This is a genomic window from Pigmentibacter sp. JX0631, from assembly GCF_029873255.1.
Classification (GTDB): Bacteria; Bdellovibrionota_B; Oligoflexia; order Silvanigrellales; family Silvanigrellaceae; genus Silvanigrella.
On record NZ_CP123622.1, the window covers coordinates 1,491,621 to 1,514,450 of the forward strand.

The following is a 22,830-nucleotide window of genomic DNA, read 5'->3' on the forward strand; positions in this document are numbered from 1 at the left end:
TTTGTGAATCCTTATTATTTTTTTAAGTAAACACGTTGATAAAAAGGAATCCCTTTATTTATAAATAATTTTTGAAATGCTGTCTCGTAAGGCCCTCCAATTATATTTCTTGGTTGAGCCCTAGGTTGGTTGTTATCTAAATCATCTGCAACAAATCCAGAATTTAACAACAAATCATTTGTCTGAGTAAAATATACTTGATGATCTGATTTAAACCAAAAAAATCCGTTAGGTTTAATTTTTTGATAAACAGCTTGGATAAATTGTTGGTTAAGTAATCTATTTTTTTCGTGGCGATCTTTCGGCCAAGGATCAGGGAAAAAGACACAAATTCCATCCAAAAATTGTTCAGGTAACAGCTCATTTATTAAGTATCTTGCATCACAAATTGCAATCTTGCCATTCGATATATTAAATCTTTTTAGTTTTCGAGCAGACTTAACTACTCTCTTATACGTTATATCAATACCTAGGAAATTCATTTTATTGTTTTGTTCCGCAAGTTCAATAACATTTTTTCCCATATAACAACCAACTTCAAGAATGAAAGGATTCTGCATTTCTTGAAAAACATTTGGAAAAATATTTTGTAGTTCTGATTGGGTAAGTAAATATTCAGATAGTTGCAATGCTTCAGACAAATAAGGATTTTCGTGTCTATCTGGAGCCTTTTCGCCACTCCGTAAATTGTCAATTATAGTGCCAACTTTTCTCATTTCTATACCTTTTTAAATTCAATTTTTTGACCAATTAAAAACTTGCCCATACTGGCACCCGCAGGTTGCCGAAAAGCTTGCAAGGAATCAAGCCAAAGTTTGGTTTAAAAGGAAATATATGCAATTCATGTTTGAAAAAAAATTGCAATATCTAAAAATCTTCTTAACAACATGTTCAGCCATGTTTCAAACGCTTATTTTTGCTTACAAGTTTCCGGAATCATTCCCTTATTCTCCATTATCAAAACGAGAGTATTATACCCATAAAACTTACGCTAATGAAGAATGTACTCCAAAAGAAATAGATCCACAGCAAATGAAATTGGCAATTGTAGAAAAGTTAGTAGGGAGTAATGAATATAAAGTTGGCTGGGATTTTTATACTGGACAAGAAATACCAACATATCTCAGACCTGCAGTTGGAGGAGAAGTACAAATAATGCGTTGTTTGCCTCCTGGTAAATGGGTCTTTGTGGGGAAAGGGAATGTAACGGGTGTTAATGGCAATATTGTTGAGGCATTAATTTCCGGCGCTTCGGATATTGAATCTCAGTATGGGAAAATCCCTAATGAATATATAACAACTGCGAATATTTATTGGAAACCTATGGTAGGGGATACCATTTTTCCAATTGAAAAACATATAAATAGAAAAATCTCTATCAGTCCAAGAGTAGAAATTTCTTTTCAAGATCTTTTTATTAGCAGTGATTTAAACCAATTTTCTTATGAAATTTCCAAACAAGGAGAGGATATTTTAAAAGAAAAATTTAACCAATTTAAAAAATTGAATGGCAGAATTTTAATAGAAGCCTTTATTTTATCTAGTGGAAATAGAGAACAATTACGAATTGAAAGTTTAATGAGAGCTCAATCTATATCTAAATACTTAGCTAATTTATATAATATAGAAAGCAATCAAATTGTTACTATAGGATATGGAAACGATTGGATTCAAAGCGGATTACAACCTGTAAAAGGTTGGCCAAATAATAATGTAACTAGCGGCATAATTATAAGAATGCTTCCAGCAAATTTTAACTAACGCATCTTTCTTAAAACTTCCGAGCTTTTTATAGATCCTACCTGAGATAAACCTATAGCTTGCTTTACAGTCAATTCTTTTATTCCGCCAAGTTCGTCTGCTTTTCTTTGAATATCAATATTAAAATCTGAAATTGTAAATAATTTACAATCCTGAACAAAGAAAAAACCTTCATGAAAGGCTACGACCTTTCTTTCTAACTTAGCACAGAGTACTTTTTCTGTAGGTAAATCTGCTAATAAATTTTCTTCAGGTACTTTAATTACTGAATTATCTACCTTCCTAGTAACTTGGATAGGTGTGCCAAATTTAAATCGATTTAGAAGTTTTTGATCTACTGAATATATAGGTTTACTTTTAGTTGAAAAAATTTCAATATCACTAAATTTATTAAACTCTCTTTTTTTACAATCTTCAATGTAATAAAATTTTTCGTTGTTAGAAGTTAAAACTTCTTTTTCATATTTACTACAAATCATCTGAAAAGATTCGGCATTTTTTGAAGAATAATCTTTATAATACTCATCTGAATTGTATTCCTTTCCAATTTCTAGCTGCGCATAAACATGTACTGGAAGGGCAATAATTTTTTTTCGTTGATCTTGAATTAGTTGATTAGATACCTCAGCATCTTTAACAAATAATAATTTACAATCTTTAACATAATATATTAAATCAACATAAGTAACTAACTTATTATTTATAAAACTACAAATTTCATGTTTACTTTTTTTCTGAGAAAAAAAACTTTCACTATTACCTAAAATCACTAAAGATTTTTTTTCTTTTACTTTTTCATCATCTTCATTAGCAAAACTATAAAAAAATGTAAGCATAAAAAAAACTGAAAATAATTTAGTAATTTTTAAAACTGCGGAGATAAAACTTTTCATTCAATGTTCTCTTTAATAAAAACACTTACATATATATAAATGTTTCACAATATTAATATTGCAAAGACATAAATTTCAACCTAAACTCAAATCTACTTTGATTGTAGGAGGATGAGTGCAAGCTTCTGACATAGTTTCTTTGCATAACGTACATCACGCTTTTTTACCTAATAAACCTATTCTGCAAGAATTAGACCTCAAGATACAAAAAGGGGACTCTTTAACCATTCTAGGACCTGGAGGATCAGGGAAAAGCACTCTTCTTAAGGTTATCTTAGGTATCATTAAACCGCAATCTGGAACTGTGCAAGTACTAGGTAAAACTATAAATAATTTGAAAGATCATGAAAAATCTGAACTATTTAAAAAAATGGGGATGGCTTTCCAACAGGGAGCCTTGTTCGATTTTATGACTGTAAAAGAAAATATCTTATTTGCCATGGAAAATATGACTCAATTTTCTAAATTTGAGCAAGAAGATAAAGTAAAACAGTTCTTGTCCCAAGTTCTTCTGGCACATGCTGCTGATAAAATACCTAGTGAGTTGTCGGGGGGAATGCGCCGAAGAGTTGGATTCATTCGTGCGCTTATCACTAATCCTGAACTTGCATTATTAGACGAACCTACGGCAGGTCTTGATCCCGTTACAACAACGATAGTCATAGATATGATTCACAATATTGGACGCAGTATAGGAACAACAATGGTTAGCGTAACATCCAATATTGATGTTGCGTTTCGTTTTGCTGACAATGTTGCCATCTTAAAAGATGGTAGAATTGTAGGCAAAGGAACAAAAGAAGAATTACTTTCTTTAAATGATCCTTGGATTACAAATTTTTTAACTATAAGAAAACACAATTTTGATATTTCTTAAAAAGTCATAATTGTGTTTTATATGAAAAGATAAAATAATGGATAGTGATAATGATGTTTTAAAATGTAGAGGAATAAAAACTCACAATTTAAAGAATATTGATATAGATATTCCATTAAAAAAATGGATTGCAATAACTGGAGTTTCAGGCAGTGGAAAAAGTAGTCTTGCTTTTGATACTATTTATTCAGAATCACAAAGACGTTTTTTAGAAACTTTAGGAACTTACGAAAGACAATTTCTTCAAGGATTGCCTCAAGGAGAATTTGATGAAATAAATAATATCCCTGCCGCTATAGCATTAAAACAGAGCAATAAGTCTAGTGATCCTAGAAGTGTAATTGCTTCGGCCTGTGATCTATCTGAACCTTTCAGAGCTTTGTTTATTTCTTTGATGGAACCTTCATGCATACAATGCGGATCTCCTGTTTCAATACAACAAGCAAAAGATTTATTAAAATACATAAATTCTATCTATGATAAAGAATCATCATTTTTATTAACAGTTCCTTATGAAATATTGAACAAAAAATATATTGAAGATTTAATTATTGAGGGATATTCAAGAATAGTATTCAACAAAAATATTGTGGATCTTGAAGATTTCACTAAATTAGAAAAAAAGTATCCTATTCAAATTGATATTATTCTAGACAGAATTAATAAAAACATTAACTTAAATGAATTGGAAAATAGAATTGAAACTATCTGGTCACAAGTAAAATTTTCACCAAAATTTTACTACATAAATTTATTACTAATAGATGATAATTTTAAATTAACTAACCCTAAAAAATTTCATGTCCAACCTTTTTGCAAAAAATGCGAAAAACAAACTACAATCATACAACAAAGTGATTTAGACTGGCAATCAGTTTTAGGTGCATGTAAAAAGTGTCAAGGTCTTGGTAATATTCCTGTATTAGATGATAATAAAATTATTCCAAATAAAGAATTATCTTTATCAGAAGGAGCAATTAAGCCTTGGACATCTGAAACATTTTCATGGTTGCAGGAAGAATTAATAAAATATAGTAAAAAAAATGATATAAATATTAATTTACCATACAAAAACTTGTCAGAAAACCAAAAAAAATTAATTTGGCAATCATCAAATACAAGCAACAATAAAAAAGTAAATAATAAATTTATTTCAATTTCCGATTTTTTTGAGATATTAGAAGAAGAAAAATATAAAAGCACTTCAAGAATTCTGTTAGCAAAATATAGAAAATATATTTTATGCCCTGATTGTGAAGGAGCTAGAATAGGAATTGCTGGTAGAAATGCTCTTTGTTTTGGAAAATCTTTTCATGAAATTTTTCAACTCGAAATAAAACATGTATTAACTTGGCTTATTCAATTAAAATCAGAGAATAAATACTCTCTGACACTCCAACAAATTTCATATATATATGATGAAGTTTTTAAAAAAGTTAATTTATTAAGTAAACTTGGTTTAAGTTCAACTCATCTCTTTCGAAGATGCAAAACTCTTTCTGGAGGAGAGTATCAAAGAGTGCTCTTAACCAGAGTTATAGGTAACGGATTGACGGATGCTTTATATGTTCTTGATGAACCTAGTATAGGACTTGGAAAAACCGAAATACCTACATTAATAAACTGCTTACAAGAATTAAGAGATTTAGGAAACACAATTATCATGGTAGAACATGATAAAGAATTAATTTGCGCCGCTGATGTTATCTATGAACTTGGACCTGGAGGTGGCGAAGAAGGCGGTCAATTACTAAAATTAAAGAATGGAATTCCTTCTTCTTTTATTACTAATCTCCAAGATAAAAACAAACATGATAAAATCAGTAATGAAAGAATTTCTTCTCAAAATACTTCTATATATTTAAAAAATTTTTCAGCATTAAACTGTGTTAATGTAAATGCAGAAATTCTTCTTCAAAAGTTAAATGTAATAACAGGACCTAGTGGAGCAGGTAAATCCACATTGTTACAATATGGCATAGATGCAGCATTAGAAAAATTAATAAATTTAAATATATCAAATAATTTATTGACCGATTTGGATGCAAAAATTGGTCAATGGGATCAAATTATAGTGCCAAAAAATTTTATTGATAATTATGAAATCGTCAGTGTTGAACAAAAAGCATTACATAGGACTTCTACTAGTGTTCCAGCAACTATTTTGGGATTAATGGATATAATAAGAAAAAACTTTGCGCAAACAAAAGATGCGAAATTAAATAATTTAACGTTATCAGATTTTTCTTTTAACGGAGCTGGTGCATGCGAAAATTGTAATGGAAAAGGAGTTATTCAAGAAGATCTATTTTTTCTTGGAGAAGTTGAAAAAATTTGTCCTGATTGCAACGGAACAAGATATCGTAACGATATATTAAAGATAAAATGGTTAGGAAAAAATATTAATGAGTGGTTAACAACAACGTTACTCGAATGCAGAAATTTACTTGGAAAAACTCCAGGTTTTGCTAGAAGTTTGACTTTGTGTTGTCAACTTGGCCTAGGCCACATTCCTTTAGGATTAACAACCACATCTATGTCAGGTGGCGAGGCTCAAAGGTTACGTCTTAGCGCCGCATTAACAAAATCTGCAAAAAAAATATTTTGTATTCTTGATGAACCCACTAGAGGACTGTCAGAAAAAGATGTCGGAAATCTTTTAGAATCAATATTGCAACTCTGTGTTGAGGGGCATACATTTGTTGTTGTTGAACATCATGAACTATTTCAAACTCAGGCTCACCATCTTATAAAATTAGGCCCAGGTAGTGGTGCTGAAGGTGGTAAAATTGTAGAAAGATGGTTGTTGAAAACTAATAGTTAAGAGTTGGTATTCAATTAATTTATTAGAATCTTTTCAGGGATGACAGAAATGTTAAAATCAATTTTGGGAAATACTACGAAACAAATTGAAGTTGTTAAACGTGGAAATGGTGAAAAGTTCATAGAAAAAATTTATGGTGAAGACGCTATGAAAGTTTTTTATGGGAGTTCAGCCGGCGCGGTTTTCACTGAAAAATTTCTCACAAATAAATGGTTAAGTAATATTTATGGTGCTTATAATGACTCAGGAGCAAGTAAACATAAAATTGAAGAATTCGTAAACTCTATGGAAATCAATGTAAGTGAATCTGATAAAGATATATCAGAATATAATTCATTTAATGATTTTTTTGCAAGAAAACTGCATCCAAGAGCCAGACCCATCAATCGCACTCCTAATGGAATAAATTCTCCTGGTGATGGAAGATTACTTGTTTTTCCAAAAATAGATGAGTTTACAATTACATATTTAAAATGGGCGCCTATAAAACTTATTGATTTATTCAATGGCAATGAAAGCCTAGCAGAAAGATACAAAAATGGTTCTTGTGGGGTATTAAGACTTTGCCCCGCTGATTATCATAGATTTCATTTTCCAGTTTCCGGGAAAGCTGGGGTAACAAAAACAATACAAGGTTTATTACATTCGGTAAATCCCTACGCTTTAGAACAAAAAATTCCTGTCTATTGCTTAAATAAACGAACAATTTGTGAATTAGACTCCGATCAATTTGGTAAAGTATTGCTTTTAGAAATTGGTGCACTTTTTGTTGGAACAATAGTTCAAACTTATCGCCCAGGAATGCAGGTAGAAAAAGGCGATGAAAAAGGGTTCTTTAAATTTGGCGGTAGTACCTGTATTTTCTTTTTTGAACATGGAATAATGAATTTCGATAGCGACCTTATCCATTCATCTAAAGAAGGATATGAAACTTTAGTCCAAATGGGTGAAAAAATAGGTACCTTATCCGAAGGAAAAGGACATGTCACAAGTTGATGTTAGTGTAAAAGCACATCGTGAGTTTAACATCAACTTCCAAGATCTACTAGAATTAACTAATACTTGTTTTCAAACGAAAAATTATTTAAATAATTTTCCCCAAGTTTTCAAAGAAGCTTACAAAGAGTTCTTGTTCCTTTTAAAAAAAAATAAAGAAACTGTTTCTTTTTGCACTCTTTATCCACTCTCATTCATTTTAAACAGTAATCTTAGAATAAGCGCCTATTGTATTGGTAGCGTTTGTACTCATCCGAGTTTTAGAAATCAAGGTTTGGCACTTCAAACCATTCAGCTTGCCGAAAAAAAAGCAAAAGAGAATCATGCTGATTTTCTTTTACTATTTGCAGATAATAATCAACTTTATGCAAAAATGGGTTTTAATTCTATTGGTAAAACATATCTAGCACCACTAAGTAAATCACTAGAAAATAAGAATTACTATCAAAATTATTTAAATTTATCTAACAATATTAAATCTCATAATACTAAAAATAGTATTGTTTTTAAGAGTTTTTGTGAATTAGAGAACCTTAGTGAAGATATTAAAGCTAAAATTTGGCGTTTTATAGTTTTAAATTCACAACAATCAGAATCTATTCTTTCTTATCTTGAATTTAAAGACATATTAAAAATTAAAAACATGCTTTTATATACAGCCGAAATAAACAACAATATTGTTGCCACAAGTTTTCTAAATAAGGGTGATGATTTTATAAATGTTATCCACGCTAATTACTTTACTGAAAAAAAATATATTTTAAATTTAATATATAATATTTTTATAATTAATAATGAAAAAGATTTAATATTTTTTCCTGGTTCTTTTCACAATTTATTTAAAGATCTGTTTAGTTATATAAATTTACCATTAATGTCAATTAAATCATTAAATGAGAAAAAATTTCCTATAAAGTCATTAAATAATTTATGCAGTAATGATTGTTTTTTTGTTAATAGTTTACAGGGCACTTAAAAGCATACTAAAATAAAAAGATAAAGCTCTTTTGGAGAAATATATGCTTGAATCTAATGCTTTAGAAAATGAAACTTCTATTCAAATGACAATTTTAATGACTCCAGATATGGTAAATTTTTCTGGAAAAGTTCATGGTGGAGCTATATTAAAATTACTAGATCAAGTTGCATATGTGTGCGCATCTAGATACTCAGGTCACTATGTTGTTACTCTATCAGTTGATCAGGTTTTTTTTCGCCATCCTATCCATGTTGGTGAACTTGTTTCTTTTTTAGCATCTATTAATTTTACAGGCAGATCTTCAATGGAAGTTGGCATTAAAGTTGTATCAGAAGATACTAAGTCAAGGGTCGTTAACCATGTTCTTTCAAGCTATATTACGATGGTTGCAGTAGACGAAAACGGAAAATCTGTAGAAATTCCTCAAATTAAAATTGTCGCAGAAAAACAAAAAGAGCGGTATGATTCCGCCCTGCAAAGAAAAAAATTAAGGGAACAGCTTTGGAAGAAGTAGATTAGTTACTTCTTTATTATATTATTAGTATATACAGAATAACTATAAAAATTTGGAGCTGCATCTAATGATTTAGCAAAAATCACTTTAAAACTAACAGTTCCACTTGACGGAAATAATTGTGGAATACTTCCATTTTTTGTAATTTCATATGAAGCAATAGTAATATTATTACTTGATATTGCCTTTATCTTATTCTTTATACTTGGATTTGTATCTGTTTTAATTGCTTTAAAATATGCATCAACTTTTTCATAACTTGATAAATCCTTGGATGAATCAACTACTAAATATTCTTGTGCTGGATTTTTTGTATTAATAAAAATGTAGTGACCATTATAAAATGTAAATTTATTTGAAAAATCGTGATGTACTTCAAATTTGGTACTATCTACAGAATATACTGGAACTGAATTTACTAAAATATTTCTGTTTGTATCAATTGTAGGGACAAATATTTCAACCCTTGTAAAAGGAGTTTCATAATTACTAATAACTGTAAATAATTCACTTATAACAATTGATATTATAGGATTTGCAGAAAAATCTACAGGTGTAATATTAGCAACAGAATAGATTATCGGTGAAAATTCTGCAGAATTAGATTTTAAATTAAAAACAATTGGATTGTCAGAAAATTTTTGAGTTAATTTCGAACTTTCAGCAGAGACAGTGTACTCGGCAATAACGGAATTACTATTTTTAACAGAAAAGCCTGTTATTTTTAGTTCGCAATTTGTATCTCCTTTTTTAATAATTAATCTTTCATTACTCGTATCATCAAGATTCCATTCTTCATTATCAGCCTTACCAAAACAGTTACTATAAGTACCTTTTAGCACAAATGTATTAGCCTTAATTTTATTATATGTATCTTCAATTTTAATTTTATTTTCTAAATTCATTGAAACTTGAACTTGGCCTACAGAAACAGGATCAAAAGTTTCTGTATAGCGATTTTGTTCTCCTGAACCGCCACGTTTACAACTCATAACCAGTGGTATAGACAACAGTGAAACCAAAGATAAACAAACATATTTTTTCATAACAAAACCTCTATTATTTAGTTTTTAAATTGATTTTATTTCATTTGCGCAAAATCAAGCTTTAGCAGCTGGGTGTTTTCATAGAACAAAAAAAATTTATGATCAAGGTCATTTATTATTAAAATTATTTTATATTTACTTTTATTTTTTTATATTTCACATAAAAACAATAATAACAAAAATAAAATTATTGTTTATTAAATTAAATAAAGATAAAAAAGATTACCATAAAATTTTTATTTTTTAATAAAAACAAATAATTATAAAGTTTCTTGAAAATTTTCTATAACTTCCACACTAGCTTCAGAAACATAATTTAGTTTTTGCAGAATGCTAAGTGATCTCGATATTGTTAAGTTTTTTGGAATTTTTACTAAATAATAACCAATATTTGGGTATCTTTTTATAATTTCAAATGACTTATCTGTAAATTCTAAATTATTTTTTGTTTTAACAATAATAACTCCGCTAAGGATCCCAAAATTTTCGTTTGAGTTGTTATAAACAACCTGATTTGTATAGCCTAAATTTTTAGCGTTTTTATCCTGAGTAGTTTTATGAATTGAAAAATTTTTAGTCTCAAGAACAAACTCACTTTTATCATTTTCAATAGCATTTCCATTTTTTAATTTATTTTTTCTATAATTAGCAATAAGCTCAGGATAAACTGTGTATTTAATTCCCCCTTGTACAAAACTTTCACCTTTATTAAATTTTTTTAATAAATCTTTCTCATTAATTGTATAATTGTCATTATTCATATCTTTTTCGTTACTTTTATTTTCTAAAATTTTCTCACTTGCATAACTACAAATTTGCGCAGATAAAGGTAAGAAAAAACTTATAATGGTTAAAATTGCTTTGAGTTTCATAATATCTCCATAACATTTTTAAAGTAAATTAATTCAATGACCAGAAACTTTTAATTTCCAACCTTTAAAAGTTGCATCAATTTTGTGAATACCAGTATTAATTATTCTTAATTTCCATTTACCGGCGCTTTCTTCTCCATAAAAAGCGTTTGATTGGAGTTGCATGTCAGTCAAATTTCCATTTTTTGAAAATGCATTAGCTGCATTCCAAATAATACTTTTAGTCCCGCTTGGACTAATCAATTCTAAACTATTGTCACCAATATATTTACTATTTAAAGAAACTCTTATTTGTAAACTTTCAATTACTAAAGAATCTTTTTTATCAATTTGAATTTCGGAAGTAAATCCATTTAAATCACCTGATTTAATTAATTCATTGAAATTCATTCCCACGGGTTTTACCCAATCATTTTCGATATAATTTCCTAAAATGCTACTATAATTTTTTGCTAATTTAACAGCTTCTGCTACATTTATTCTGCCAAATCCGTACCAGTTTGAAAAATGAAACCCTGCCTTATTTGTTACCCAACCTAATTCTGCTTGATAATTGCTACCATTTTCTAATTGAATATTAATTCCATTAAAACTGCTATCAACTTGCGTTGCTGTTTTAGCTAAAATATATTTTACATCACGCCATGTTAAGTTTGGATTAGCTTCAAGAATTAAAGCTATACTTCCAGACGTAACGGGAGTTGCTGAAGAAGTACCATTCATCGAATTTGTATAATTACCATTTTTATTTTCGTTGATATCACAAGCATTAAAAGAATTTCCTATTTGTAAAATAGGATCTTTCTTTGTATAGTCTATAACTTTACTTGCGCCATATTCTTTACCACTCACGTCTGTAGTAAATATTGCTGGTTCTCCAAGAGTTGGTCTGTATTTTGACCAATCAATTGTTTCGTTAATATTTTTTAATTTTTCTTCTATCCAAGCCTTATTTTTTCCAAACTCTCCACCAGGGGCGCTGATCCATAAAGAAGAGCCTGTTGTAGAATATGATGATTTTTTTCCCACTGCGTTTAATGCACCAACAGTTATAACTTCAGCCATTGTTGTTTCAAAATTCATATTGGAATTTTGACAAGATAGCTTAAATTTAACTGCACTTTCACAACTACTATCAGATCCTAAACCAAGACTGCTAAAGCCATTTCCAGCAGCTTTTACATAGATGGCACCTTTTCCATTTCTTAATGTTTTTGTACCTAATTTAAATGCTTCAGCAGATGCTTTTACTGAAGGAACATCTTCTTTTAGCTGACTCAAATTATTTGATCCAAAACTCATACTAAAAATATCATTTCCTTTAGCTGCGTCTGAAGCACCTAAAGAATCTAAAAAATTTTGAAAAGTTTGGCCTTCTCGAGAAATAGTATTATAACCTGCTAAATGTGCTCTTGGTGCAACTCCTGAACCTCCAAATCCTAAATTACTGCGCATTGCAATTATCCCAGAAACCATTGTTCCATGATCACGATCATCATCGTGCGTTGGAGAAGGATCATTTTTGTCAAAACCATTGTTTCTAAAATTAATTGACCAAGTTTTAGATTTATTTATTACATTTTCAATATTTGGAGATAATGAAGGATGTTTAATTTCTAAACCTGAATCTACAACACCTACATAAACACCATTTCCACTGAGGCATTCATTTTTCAAGACAGAGTAAACATTGATATCTTCTCCTTCTTTAGGACTATCTGTAGTAAAGGAGGTACTTCCAGTGTTGTATAAATGCCATTGGTACTTTCCTAAAGGATTTTTACTTTCATCCAAAAGATCTGTACAAAATTTATCAGTTGAAACAACCGAATCTGGTTTATTATCTTCATCAATCAGCAAATCATTTGATTTATTTTCTTCAGGATATTTATTTTCTGATTTAATGTTTTCACTATCATAATCAATATTTTTTTTACAAGATGACAACATAGATATAACTAAAGCAGAAAATAATGCGATATTTTTAAATCTAATTTGCATTTTTACTCCAAAAAATTAATTATGAGAGAGAAAATCTAAAATTAAACTACATTGGTTTCTTGAAATTTTCTAAAACTTCAACATTAATAGAAGATTTCTTTTCTCCATCAACTGTAACACTTGCTGGATTCAAAGATTTTAATTTATCTGTAGCTTCCTTTATCTGAACATTTTCTGGATACTTAATTACATATAATCCCATATTTTTATATGATTTTAAAACTTTATAGTTACTATTAGGTACTTTTATTTTACTTACTTCAGGATCTACTTTTAAAATTATATTTCCAGTTATTACTGCAAATTTTTTAGTTTTATTATTAAAAGCTACTTTATAGTTTTCATTAATTCTAACATCACCGCTATCATTTTTAGGAGAAATTTTTCTATCTACGGAAACTTTTTGCTTTAATTTTTTATTATCACTTCCTTCAAAATAAATTTTAAATTCACCTTTATCAAGCAATACAGTTTTTGGAGCGCTGACATTTAAATCAAAAGAATTTTTTCCAGCACTCTCATCATTAGAAAAATCCCGAAGATCTTCTTTACCAGTTGATGCCTTTAAACCTTTAAATATTGTATAATTCATTCCGCCTTGAACAAAATTTTCTTCTACAGCTAAATTCTTTTTAACGCTTTCAATAAATTTTTTCTCTTCAATTTCTTTTGACTTTTCATTATCTGATAAAGACAAATCACTAGAAAAAGAGTTTTGAGAATTATCAATAGCAAAAGAGTTGCTGCTATATAACAATACTAAACCAGAAAGGAGTAAGAATGACTTAGATTTCATAATATTTTCCTCAATTTTATATTTTTAAATCAAATTGTTATCCAAAAAATTCTTTACAATGGCTGTTTTGAACCAGAAAACTGTAATCGAATTCCTTTAAAAGTAACATTTTTAGAATTTAATCCTGCATTTATAATTTTTACAGACCAGTTTCCTGAACTATTTTCCCCATAAAATGCGTTACTTTGTATTGGCATTTTTACTAAATTCCCATTTCCAGCAAAAGCATTTCCTACATGCCAGATAATACTTTTTGTTCCACTTGGTGAAGTTAATTCTATACCAACATCTCCAATATAATCGCTATCAATAGATACTTCTGCTCTTACCGATTCTATTTTCATATTATTTGGTTTACTTACAGTAGGTATATTGTAAACAATTCCTTTTGCACCTACAGGCACACTAATCGAAGTTGCAAATCCTCTAGCAGGATGCCAAGGAAGTTCAACATAGTTTCCTAAATTAACATTGTAGTATTTTGCTAATTTAACAGCTTCAGCTACATTAATTCTTCCGAATCCATACCAGTTTGAAAAATGAAACCCAGCTGCATTTGTTGTCCAACCATCTTCCACTTGATATTCATCTTGATTTGCTAATTTAACTTTTACTCCTACAAAATCTTTATCAACTTTTGTCGCAGTTTTAGCCATTATATATTTCACATCACGCCAAGTTAGATTTGGATTTGCTTCAAGTATTAATGCTAAACTTCCTGAAGTAACAGGTGTTGCAGAAGAAGTACCATTCATTGTATTTGTATAATCAAAATTAGGATTTAAAAGATTTCCATCATCATCTGAAGCTGTACCAGCATTAAATGAATTTCTTATACTGAAAACATCGTCAAGATTAAATTCACTATCTGAATTTACAATTTTGCTCATTCCATATCTTGAGCCCATAACATCAGTTGTTACTATAGCTGGTTCACCGAGTGATGGCCTTAAAGTTTTCCAATCGACAGATCTCCCAAATCTTTGATAATTTGCATCTATCCAATCTTTATCAAATCCAAATTCTCCTCCCGGAGCACTTATCCAAAGAGATGATCCTGTTGTTGAATAACTAGTTTTCTTTCCATTTGCATTTAATGCGCCTACAGTGATGACTTCTGGTATAGAATTATCTGTATTCATATTTGAATCTTGGCAAGACACTTTTAACTTAACAGCCATTGAGCATGAAGCTACACTTGCAGGATCTCTTCCTAATTTAGAAAATCCATTACCAGCAGCCTTAACGTATAAAGCGCCTTTACCATCTCTTAAATGTCTTGTTCCATATTTATATGCAGTTAATGCCCCTAAAGTAATGGGATCATCAGATGATATTTGCTCAATATTGTTATCTCCATAACTCATATTGAAAATATCATTACCTTTTGAATCATCAGATCCACCAAGTGAATCAACAAAATTTTGAAATTGTTGAACTCCAGCTTCTGCTTGAATAATATTGTAGCCAGTAAGTTTCGCTCTAGGAGCAACTCCCGAGCCTCCAAAACCTAAATTACTGCGCATTGCAATTATTCCACTTACCATTGTTCCATGATCATCATCGTCATCAGCAACTGGGGAAGGATCATTGCTAAGTAAGCGATTATCTCTGAAGTTAATTGATCTTGCTTTAGTATTATTTTCAACATTTTTCTTTAAAGATGGATGTGATATTTGTAAGCCAGAATCAACAACTGCAACACTAACTCCTTGTCCACTGATACAATCATCTTTTAATACTGTATCAACATTAATATCTTCACCTGGAGTACCCGGTGAGGTTGCAAAAGCTTTTTGACCTGTATTTTTCAAGTGCCATTGATACTTCCCTAAAGGATTTTTTGACGAATCAGATAAATCAGTACAATGTCTTTCTGTGTCTCCAGCATTTAAAACATTAGAGTTTTGTGTAGAAAGATATTTATCTTCTGCATTATTTGCTGAATTATTTGATTTTCCGCATGATGACAGAAAAGAAACGGCAAAAGCAGATACAGAAAAAAGCGCAAGATATTTGCCATTTAAACTCATAAAATTTACCTCATTATTGAGTATCTATTATAATAATATTATTTGTATTGACTGAATAGCCAAATTACAAAAAAGTTTTTTAATTGTCAAACTTTTTCTTATTTTTATTTAAATATTTTGCTTTATTTTATCTTAAATTTTTGGTAAGCTATTAAATAACAAAAAATGTGAAATCAATATATTATATTTTACAACACAAAATTGAATATTTAATTTTTAAAAAAACAAAATCGTTTTTAGAAAAGTAAAATTTATTTTTTTGCTCTTTTTTAAAATTAAATATTATATTTTACATTTGTTTATTTTAGAGTTTAATTCTCATAAAAATTTTTAATTTTTTCTTTTTTAAAAAATATTACCATACAATTAAGTCTACTTTTTCATCAGTACTTTCATTTGGCAGATCATCAAATAAAAATTTCTCAGAAGGAAGACAAAACACTGCCGTGATTTGGTTTCGATTCATATTTAAAAACCTGTCATAATACCCTCCTCCATACCCAAGCCGATAACCCTCCCTTGACGCAGCTAATCCCGGGATAAAACACAACATAGGGGGCATAGAATTATTGTATTCAAAACAATGTTCCTCTTTTTTCTCTAAAATCCCGTACTTATTAGTGTAATAGTTTTCCTTGCCATCACCATAATTGAACCAAAGAAGTTCTTTCCCTTCCCGAACTGCTGGAAATAACCAATATTCTTCTGCAAATCGCGCTATATCAAGTTCAAATTTAATTGGGAAATAACAAGCTAAGAAAAGTCTTTTAGTTGCCAATTGTTCTTTTAATTGTTTTTCAGGAATTTTAAGTAATTCTAGAGCCCGAAAGAATTGTTTAGCTCCCCAATTAACATCAGTCGACTGTTTGAATAATTTTTCTCTTTCTAAAAGCAATATTTTTCTTAATAACTTTTTTTGTTCAGGAATAGGCAAATTAATGTCTTTATCATTTAGAATATCTTTTAATTTTCTCATTTTCGTCTTGTCGCCTCCTTTTAATTAGAATAACCTATATTTCGTTTGTTAACCTGCCCTAAGGAGATAAGCCATGGCTTTATCAGAAACTCTTGTAAAAATGTCACCAGTAAAAGGTGAGTATTATCTTGTTGAAAGAGAAAAAATTGACGATTTATACCGCAATGCTGGTCATAGTGATGAAGATGAAGTCCCAAATTTTATTACTATTGATGGAAAAGAATGTCTTTTTACTGAAAATTTTATAGAAAAAGATGGGAAAGAATATGAAATAGTTATGGTAGCTAATGGCTTCTCCTGGGAAGACATTATTATATATGATGAAGATGAGTAAAATCTGCATCATATATTACTTTCCAATTCTCTATTTCCTCTCTTAATATTTGTATAATCTGCAAAAAAAATTACCTACAGGCAAAATTTTCTCTTATATTAGTCAAATTTACGTATATTTATTATTGATATTCTTAATTAATAATTCCATAATTCAAGAAATAAATCTACTTTTTTGAAGATATTGACTATGAAAATGAAATTGCAAGCAAAATCTTATAAGTTAGTAATGACAATAAATCTGTTTACTTTGTTACTTTCAGTAAACTCAGCAGCTAATTCAGAAGTAAGTAAGGAAAAAACATCTATCACAATAGATGGTGAAGCAGAACCTGCTAGTTTAGCCGATATTCCGCTACCAAAATTTAATTATGATATTGACTCATTTGATTCAGGTTTTAATCCCCATAAAGAACTAATTCAACTTTTAGATAGGCCAAACGAATTAACAGGAATGACTGATCTTGATTTTATGTTGGAGTTTCCAATTGATAAGTAAGGAAAGTTTATGCTAAATGACATTTTTTTAATGTACCGAAATGGTGAAATAATTCCTTTTATCATTTTAGCTTTTGTTTCTGTAGGCTATATAATTATCTTTGAAAAATTTATTATACTTCAATTTGTTTATCGCATTAATTTTGAAAAATTCAATACAACTATAAAAAAAATGCTTGCTGCAAATGACATGGAAAGAGCTAGAAATTTTACAAAAGCAACTTCAAAAACTGCCGTACCAATGCTCACTTTGAAGGCTATAGATGCATATGAAAATGACCCTATGCGGGTGAGGGCTACAGTATCGGAAGAAAGTCTCCGTTTTTTCCCAAGAGTGAGAAGAAGAATCAGTCAACTTCCAAATCTGGCGGCAGCGAGCGTCTTGCTTGGAGCGATTGCAGCAGTTCAAGGGATCTGGAGCTCATTTAGAATGGTTGAGGGATTAGAACTAGGATTAAAAAGCTTTACTTTTTCTAATGGTCTTTCACATGCGTTACTTCCTTTAGCAATTTCATTAGTTTCTGCAGTTTTACTAATGATCCCATTTGGAATTTTAGATGCAATTGCATGGAGGTTGGAAGCAGAAATGGAGCACAGTCTTTGTGTTGTTCTAAATATTCTATCTCCTGAAATGCAGCCAATGTTTACTGGTGGTGCTTCAGTAGCAACAAATCAAGAAGAAGCTGAAAGTTTTTCCAGAAGTAATTTAGATGGTGATGGTGGACACGAAAGAATGGAGTCGAAAGGGAAAAAAGATGATAGTGCCGATGCGGGTCTACAAGAGGTTCCTGACGAAGAAGAAATTATCTAGTTATTCTTGGACATATTGGGGTTTTGCACTCATTACTACGATAGGTATTGGGTTTTTGTTTACAATTGTTGAGTTAATAAAAACACATGATAGAAAAATAGTTTTTTATAATCTTCGGACATTAAATACTGAAAATAATCGCATAAAAGCAGTTGCTAATGAAACATATTTATCAAATGATTCGCCTACATTTATTTTTATTCGAGACAATGTCCTTTTCGGTACTTTAAAAAGTGTAGTTGCGCCATTACCAAATAATGACTTATTAATTTTAGGAAAAGACTGGAAATATGATTTTCTAAGTAAAATAGGAAGCTATAAGTATAAAAGTAAAATGTTCCCAAGCGGTGTTGTTGGTGTAATGTTTGATTCAGAATTTTCAAATAATAAAACGGTCGAAATATTGCAAACAATATATGAAATTATCGAACAACAAAATTTAGCAAACAATTATTCAAATAAAAAATATTCACCTTCGATAGTTTTATTAGATATGTTTAAAAATAATTGAGGAATAAATGTTTACTCTAGCTACTAAAAAATTTGGGGTTTGGAGAGAAGAAAGAGCAATAACAGTTATTAGCTATAAATTAATGTCAAGACAATTTTTATTTTCTCTGGCAATAGCCGCATTTATAAGCTGGACAATTTTTATTATATCTTTGAAAATTAGAGAAGAATTTTTCCTGTTTGAATCTGCATCAAAAGCTTACAGCAGTTTAGATAAAATTAAAAAACTCCAAAAAGGATTTTTCGTCCGTGAAAGAAAATCAGCTATTACTATTTATTTATCTCATGAACAGGAGACAAATAATTTAAGAATTATTTTTGAAAATGGAAAATCATTTATATTACCTAAAGATGGTCAAAAATTTCTTGATTATTTTGAGGATAAAAGAAAAAATATCATGTTAACTGCTTTGTTAATAAGAGTCCCTGATCCTGCTATTTCAAGAGTAAAAATATGGTCAGATAGAACAATCTCATTTCAAGATTTAAAATATATTATGAGAGTTTTTTCTCAATTTGGATATGATGATTTTGATATTGCTGTTGAAAGGTAACAAATGCCAAGCAACAAGAAAAAAATATTAAATCAAAACACATTTTTATTTCTCCAAGTTTTTCAAACTGGTGCTTTACAAATTGAAAAAAAAGTTAAAATTGATTCTTTATTAATGAAAAAAATAAAAATAGGTGATAAACCAAAATGTGATTTATTTATCCCATATGCACGTACGTTACTTGAAATGGTATTATTTAAAATAGGAAGAAACAAAGTCGATATTATTTTAGACCCAAGACTTGAAGGATTTTTATCAACTGGGAATAAATTTGGAAACTTTAAAGACTTCACTTCACCAAGAGGATCACTACTACAACTTACTTCTATAGAAGATCCCTTAGCTGTTTCTTTAGATTATGGTTCTAGAGGAAAAATTCAATTTAATGGTTTTGACATCACCTTTAAAATTGAAAAAGAAAATACAATAAAATATTCCCCAAAAGTTCAAGGTCTAGAAAGAAATATTTTTCAAATGCCTGAATATGATGTACCAATAGAAAGAAAGGTAATTCCAATAAGCATTTTAGCAACAGGACTAGCTTTTATACCTATTATTTTTTGGTTGTTAAAAGCGCCTCTTGTTCCTTTTGCAGGTATAATTAATTTACCTGATGAAATAGCAATAAAAATAATTTCTCCTGAAAATATAAGATTATTACCATTTGTATACAAAACAAAATACGATGGAAATGATAATAAAAAATTAGCGATATTTTGGATTTTTGAACTGATGAAAAGATGGGAAAATGCTGAAATTGGAAAAAGTTCAGAATCGGTAATTCCATTTCTGCAAAATGCACATGATTATGTTGATAATTCAAGTAAGATAGAAAATTGGGAAAAAACAATATACGAAAATAATAAAAATTTAGAAATACAAAGAACAGCAAAAGATGCTGATAGATACTTTTCTTTTTTAAAAACATATCCCTCCATATCTAGTTCTGTATCTGGACTAAACGGTGGATCTCAATATTCAGTTTTATTAAAAAGAATAGATCAATTACAAAAAACTGATCAAGCAATTATTGAATATTTAGATGAAGAACATATTATACTGAAAGAGTTTTATGCAGAAAAATATAAAGCAAGAAAGTTAGGAATAGTAGATCCTCCATCAACTGGACAAGTCATTGGACCGCAACCTGATAAATCTTTTATAACGGAATTTAAAAACTTTAAAGATGCTGAAAGAGAAGCTGCTATTGCAGAAGAATCAGAATATAGAAAAAAAATGTTAGAAAAGTATAAATTTGACAAAAACAATAAAAATTCAATTATTTGGATATCGCAAAATAGCCTGATAATCCCTTCTGATTATAGAAAGAAAAATGATAACTTTAATTTTGATTTACAATACAATAATTTAATGCACAACGCGTATTATTCAGTCGGTATTTTTAAAATTCCTCCACTTCCTCCTCCAAAAGCGACAATTGACACTCAAATGGTAGATTTTGTTATTTTTAATAAGAAAGAAGAAATAAGATCTTGTTACAATTCAGCAATTAGAAAGCATCCGGGTTTGCAAGGAACTATGACTATCAGTTGGAAAATACTTGAATCAGGAAAAGCTGCTGATGTTTCAGTAGTTGAATCAAGCATTTTTGATAAAAATTTGATAGCTTGTCTTGAATCAAGACTTTTGGTGTGGAATTTTCCAAAACCAAAAAATGGATTTGTAACTGTTACTTATCCTTTTCAGTTTATTATTACAAAGAACAAATGATTGGATTATAAATGGATTCTAATTTTCTTAAAATCATCCCACTTGGAGGTTGTGGTGAAATCGGGATGAATATGACAATTTTAAATGTCATAGATAAATTTTATTTTATAGATTGTGGTGCATTATTTCCTGATCCATCAAATGTAGGTGTTGATCTAATTCTGCCTGATACTAAGTTTATAGAAGAAAACCAAATTCAGCCAGAAGCTTGGCTAATAACCCATGGTCACGAAGATCATATTGGAGCTCTTCCCTTTATTTATAAAAAATTCCCTGCACCAATTTATGGAACAGAATTTACAATAGAATTAATTAAGTCTAAATTTGAAGAAGCTGAAATTTATGACGCAATATTTAATGTGTGGAATTATTTTGAGCCCGCATATTTTAGAAATATAAAATTAACAATATTTCCTGTAAATCATAGTATTGCTCAGGCATCAGGATTTTTTATTGAAACCAAATTAGGCAATATTCTACATATGGGTGATTTTCGCATCGATAAAAATCCACCTGAAAAAACAATGACTCATGAAAACATAAAAAAAGTAACTGAAGGAAAAACTGTTACTTTAATGATGAGTGACAGCACAAATTCTTTCCAATTAGGAACAGACTTCAGCGAAGCAGATGTTTCTCCCCAATTTATTGAATACTTAGAAAAGGAAAAAGGGGTTGTATTAATAGCAACATTTGCAAGTAATATTTGGAGACTACAAAGTATATTAGAAGCGGCTTATTTAACTGGTAGGAAAGTTGCATTTTTAGGTAAATCACTTTTAAAAAATACTGAAATTGCTGGCCGTTTAAATTTACTTAATGTTCATAATAATGTTTTTATTGATATTGCTGACATTAAAAATTTTCCCCGCAATGAGGTTTGCTTAATTTGTACAGGTAGTCAGGGCGAATCTTTTTCAGGATTGCATCGTATTGCATGGAATAATATTAATGAATTTAAAATTGATGAGAAAGATACTGTTATTTTTTCCTCCAGAATGATTCCAGGGAATGAAAAACAAATTGATAGCCTCATTACCCAATTCACAAGAATTGGCTGCAAAGTAGTTACAGCAAAAGAAAATAATTCCATTCATGTGAGTGGTCATGGATATCAAGAAGATTTAATTAAATGTATTGAAACAGTTAAGCCAGAAAGTTTTTTACCTGTCCATGGTACTTATAGACACCTCAAAAAACACCGAGAAATAGCCGTTTCCTGTGGTGTTGATCCACAAAATGCATATTTAGCTGAAAATGGTGATGTAGTTGTTGTCGGACCCAAATTAATGGGAGTAGTAGACACCGTAACAAGCGGTAGAGATTATGTCTGTCCAGGTGGAATATTTTCTCAATCTAGTCAAATTTATAAAGACAGAATTGCTTTGGCACATGGAGGTATTGTTGTTGTATCTCTGAATTTCGAAGCAAATAACTACAATTTGGTAAGCGATCCTGTTGTTGTTGTGAAAGGCGTTCCCATTGATAGTAAAGAATTAGCAAAAAAAGTTCCTATGATTTTTAATAATGTTTTTGATCAATGCGCAAAAAAAAGAACTTTTTCTCCTGAGATACTCCAAGAAGATATGCGAGTTGCGATTAGACGATTTATAGAAAAACGCTTAAACTTTAAGACAAATGTATTAATAATATTCCAGCACATATAATTATGGAATGTTTCTTTTAAATTCCCATTTGCATATATAAAAAGAAATTTAATTTTTATGTTTTATATATTATAATTAATAACTCCTTCTCTAAAATTATTAAATATTAATAATAATTAATTATTTTTATTTTAATTAGTTTTTTATTATTGCATTTT

21 protein-coding genes are annotated in these 22,830 nt (G+C 29.5%); 13 read left to right on the top strand and 8 right to left on the bottom strand.

Annotation, left to right across the window (positions count from 1 at the left end):
* Positions 1-14: 14 nt before the first annotated feature.
* On the bottom strand, positions 15-716 hold the full coding sequence (gene trmB, locus QEJ31_RS06475) for a tRNA (guanosine(46)-N7)-methyltransferase TrmB (protein WP_280592966.1): 702 nt from the start codon (positions 714-716) through the stop codon (positions 15-17).
* A gap of 127 nt (positions 717-843) precedes the next feature.
* Between trmB and QEJ31_RS06480 the strand changes: the two genes are divergently transcribed.
* Positions 844-1,761, top strand: a complete 918-nt coding sequence (locus QEJ31_RS06480) for an OmpA family protein (RefSeq protein ID WP_280592967.1) — start codon at positions 844-846, stop codon at positions 1,759-1,761.
* On the opposite strand, the gene QEJ31_RS06485 is transcribed toward QEJ31_RS06480, so the two are convergent.
* On the bottom strand, positions 1,758-2,654 hold the full coding sequence (locus QEJ31_RS06485; RefSeq protein WP_280592968.1) for a hypothetical protein: 897 nt from the start codon (positions 2,652-2,654) through the stop codon (positions 1,758-1,760). The genes QEJ31_RS06480 and QEJ31_RS06485 overlap by 4 nt on opposite strands.
* Before the next feature lie 115 nt (positions 2,655-2,769).
* Between QEJ31_RS06485 and QEJ31_RS06490 the strand changes: the two genes are divergently transcribed.
* Genes QEJ31_RS06490 through QEJ31_RS06510 form a run of 5 tightly spaced genes read left to right on the top strand, consistent with a single transcriptional unit; the run spans position 2,770 to position 8,844 of the window.
* Positions 2,770-3,531 (top strand): ATP-binding cassette domain-containing protein, encoded by a 762-nt coding sequence (locus QEJ31_RS06490; RefSeq protein WP_280592969.1) that lies wholly within the window; start codon positions 2,770-2,772, stop codon positions 3,529-3,531.
* A gap of 37 nt (positions 3,532-3,568) precedes the next feature.
* Positions 3,569-6,355, top strand: coding sequence for a hypothetical protein (locus QEJ31_RS06495; protein WP_280592970.1), 2,787 nt, complete (start codon positions 3,569-3,571; stop codon positions 6,353-6,355).
* 48 nt (positions 6,356-6,403) lie between these two features.
* On the top strand, positions 6,404-7,351 hold the full coding sequence (gene asd / locus QEJ31_RS06500) for an archaetidylserine decarboxylase (RefSeq protein WP_280592971.1): 948 nt from the start codon (positions 6,404-6,406) through the stop codon (positions 7,349-7,351).
* Complete coding sequence (locus tag QEJ31_RS06505; RefSeq protein WP_280592972.1) at positions 7,338-8,327, top strand: GNAT family N-acetyltransferase; 990 nt, start codon at positions 7,338-7,340, stop codon at positions 8,325-8,327. Before asd ends, QEJ31_RS06505 begins: the two co-directional genes overlap by 14 nt.
* Before the next feature lie 43 nt (positions 8,328-8,370).
* The gene (locus QEJ31_RS06510; RefSeq protein ID WP_280592973.1) at positions 8,371-8,844 is read left to right on the top strand and encodes an acyl-CoA thioesterase; all 474 of its coding nucleotides are present in this window, start codon (positions 8,371-8,373) and stop codon (positions 8,842-8,844) included.
* Positions 8,845-8,849: 5 nt separating this feature from the next.
* Here QEJ31_RS06510 and QEJ31_RS06515 read toward each other — a convergent pair whose 3' ends face one another.
* From QEJ31_RS06515 to QEJ31_RS06540, 6 genes are all read right to left on the bottom strand, one after another.
* The gene (locus tag QEJ31_RS06515; protein WP_280592974.1) at positions 8,850-9,890 is read right to left on the bottom strand and encodes a hypothetical protein; all 1,041 of its coding nucleotides are present in this window, start codon (positions 9,888-9,890) and stop codon (positions 8,850-8,852) included.
* A gap of 260 nt (positions 9,891-10,150) precedes the next feature.
* Positions 10,151-10,762: a hypothetical protein gene (locus QEJ31_RS06520; RefSeq protein ID WP_280592975.1), complete on the bottom strand. Its 612-nt coding sequence runs from the start codon at positions 10,760-10,762 to the stop codon at positions 10,151-10,153.
* A gap of 33 nt (positions 10,763-10,795) precedes the next feature.
* A complete protein-coding gene (locus tag QEJ31_RS06525; protein ID WP_280592976.1) occupies positions 10,796-12,763 on the bottom strand; it encodes a S8 family serine peptidase in 1,968 nt (655 codons plus the stop codon).
* Between the two features lie 46 nt (positions 12,764-12,809).
* Positions 12,810-13,559, bottom strand: coding sequence for a hypothetical protein (locus QEJ31_RS06530; RefSeq protein ID WP_280592977.1), 750 nt, complete (start codon positions 13,557-13,559; stop codon positions 12,810-12,812).
* Positions 13,560-13,612: 53 nt separating this feature from the next.
* Positions 13,613-15,592 (bottom strand): S8 family serine peptidase, encoded by a 1,980-nt coding sequence (locus tag QEJ31_RS06535; protein WP_280592978.1) that lies wholly within the window; start codon positions 15,590-15,592, stop codon positions 13,613-13,615.
* Positions 15,593-15,947: 355 nt separating this feature from the next.
* The gene (locus tag QEJ31_RS06540) at positions 15,948-16,568 is read right to left on the bottom strand and encodes a 5-formyltetrahydrofolate cyclo-ligase (RefSeq protein ID WP_280592979.1); all 621 of its coding nucleotides are present in this window, start codon (positions 16,566-16,568) and stop codon (positions 15,948-15,950) included.
* Positions 16,569-16,641: 73 nt separating this feature from the next.
* Between QEJ31_RS06540 and QEJ31_RS06545 the strand changes: the two genes are divergently transcribed.
* The 7 genes from QEJ31_RS06545 to QEJ31_RS06575 all read left to right on the top strand — a co-directional run bounded on the left by QEJ31_RS06545 (position 16,642) and on the right by QEJ31_RS06575 (position 22,672).
* A complete protein-coding gene (locus QEJ31_RS06545) occupies positions 16,642-16,902 on the top strand; it encodes a hypothetical protein (RefSeq protein WP_280592980.1) in 261 nt (86 codons plus the stop codon).
* Between the two features lie 189 nt (positions 16,903-17,091).
* A complete protein-coding gene (locus QEJ31_RS06550) occupies positions 17,092-17,400 on the top strand; it encodes a hypothetical protein (RefSeq protein ID WP_280592981.1) in 309 nt (102 codons plus the stop codon).
* A 9-nt stretch (positions 17,401-17,409) separates the two neighbouring features.
* A complete protein-coding gene (locus QEJ31_RS06555) occupies positions 17,410-18,210 on the top strand; it encodes a MotA/TolQ/ExbB proton channel family protein (RefSeq protein ID WP_280592982.1) in 801 nt (266 codons plus the stop codon).
* A 55-nt stretch (positions 18,211-18,265) separates the two neighbouring features.
* Positions 18,266-18,721: a hypothetical protein gene (locus tag QEJ31_RS06560; RefSeq protein ID WP_280592983.1), complete on the top strand. Its 456-nt coding sequence runs from the start codon at positions 18,266-18,268 to the stop codon at positions 18,719-18,721.
* Between the two features lie 7 nt (positions 18,722-18,728).
* On the top strand, positions 18,729-19,274 hold the full coding sequence (locus tag QEJ31_RS06565; RefSeq protein ID WP_280592984.1) for a hypothetical protein: 546 nt from the start codon (positions 18,729-18,731) through the stop codon (positions 19,272-19,274).
* 3 nt (positions 19,275-19,277) lie between these two features.
* On the top strand, positions 19,278-21,005 hold the full coding sequence (locus QEJ31_RS06570) for an AgmX/PglI C-terminal domain-containing protein (protein ID WP_280592985.1): 1,728 nt from the start codon (positions 19,278-19,280) through the stop codon (positions 21,003-21,005).
* A gap of 11 nt (positions 21,006-21,016) precedes the next feature.
* On the top strand, positions 21,017-22,672 hold the full coding sequence (locus QEJ31_RS06575; protein ID WP_280592986.1) for a ribonuclease J: 1,656 nt from the start codon (positions 21,017-21,019) through the stop codon (positions 22,670-22,672).
* Positions 22,673-22,830 lie beyond the last annotated feature (158 nt).

What these genes read in the sequence shown, in the direction of transcription:
- QEJ31_RS06575 (WP_280592986.1), top strand. Translation starts at nt 21,017, where the DNA reads ATGGATTCTAATTTTCTTAAAATCATCCCACTTGGAGGTTGTGGTGAA.
- QEJ31_RS06540 (WP_280592979.1), bottom strand. Translation starts at nt 16,568, where the DNA reads ATGAGAAAATTAAAAGATATTCTAAATGATAAAGACATTAATTTGCCT.
- QEJ31_RS06555 (WP_280592982.1), top strand. Translation starts at nt 17,410, where the DNA reads ATGCTAAATGACATTTTTTTAATGTACCGAAATGGTGAAATAATTCCT.
- QEJ31_RS06480 (WP_280592967.1), top strand. Translation starts at nt 844, where the DNA reads ATGTTTGAAAAAAAATTGCAATATCTAAAAATCTTCTTAACAACATGT.
- QEJ31_RS06485 (WP_280592968.1), bottom strand. Translation starts at nt 2,654, where the DNA reads ATGAAAAGTTTTATCTCCGCAGTTTTAAAAATTACTAAATTATTTTCA.
- QEJ31_RS06525 (WP_280592976.1), bottom strand. Translation starts at nt 12,763, where the DNA reads ATGCAAATTAGATTTAAAAATATCGCATTATTTTCTGCTTTAGTTATA.
- QEJ31_RS06520 (WP_280592975.1), bottom strand. Translation starts at nt 10,762, where the DNA reads ATGAAACTCAAAGCAATTTTAACCATTATAAGTTTTTTCTTACCTTTA.
- QEJ31_RS06530 (WP_280592977.1), bottom strand. Translation starts at nt 13,559, where the DNA reads ATGAAATCTAAGTCATTCTTACTCCTTTCTGGTTTAGTATTGTTATAT.
- trmB (WP_280592966.1), bottom strand. Translation starts at nt 716, where the DNA reads ATGAGAAAAGTTGGCACTATAATTGACAATTTACGGAGTGGCGAAAAG.
- QEJ31_RS06495 (WP_280592970.1), top strand. Translation starts at nt 3,569, where the DNA reads ATGGATAGTGATAATGATGTTTTAAAATGTAGAGGAATAAAAACTCAC.
- QEJ31_RS06535 (WP_280592978.1), bottom strand. Translation starts at nt 15,592, where the DNA reads ATGAGTTTAAATGGCAAATATCTTGCGCTTTTTTCTGTATCTGCTTTT.
- QEJ31_RS06570 (WP_280592985.1), top strand. Translation starts at nt 19,278, where the DNA reads ATGCCAAGCAACAAGAAAAAAATATTAAATCAAAACACATTTTTATTT.
- QEJ31_RS06550 (WP_280592981.1), top strand. Translation starts at nt 17,092, where the DNA reads ATGAAAATGAAATTGCAAGCAAAATCTTATAAGTTAGTAATGACAATA.
- asd (WP_280592971.1), top strand. Translation starts at nt 6,404, where the DNA reads ATGTTAAAATCAATTTTGGGAAATACTACGAAACAAATTGAAGTTGTT.
- QEJ31_RS06565 (WP_280592984.1), top strand. Translation starts at nt 18,729, where the DNA reads ATGTTTACTCTAGCTACTAAAAAATTTGGGGTTTGGAGAGAAGAAAGA.
- QEJ31_RS06545 (WP_280592980.1), top strand. Translation starts at nt 16,642, where the DNA reads ATGGCTTTATCAGAAACTCTTGTAAAAATGTCACCAGTAAAAGGTGAG.
- QEJ31_RS06505 (WP_280592972.1), top strand. Translation starts at nt 7,338, where the DNA reads ATGTCACAAGTTGATGTTAGTGTAAAAGCACATCGTGAGTTTAACATC.
- QEJ31_RS06515 (WP_280592974.1), bottom strand. Translation starts at nt 9,890, where the DNA reads ATGAAAAAATATGTTTGTTTATCTTTGGTTTCACTGTTGTCTATACCA.
- QEJ31_RS06510 (WP_280592973.1), top strand. Translation starts at nt 8,371, where the DNA reads ATGCTTGAATCTAATGCTTTAGAAAATGAAACTTCTATTCAAATGACA.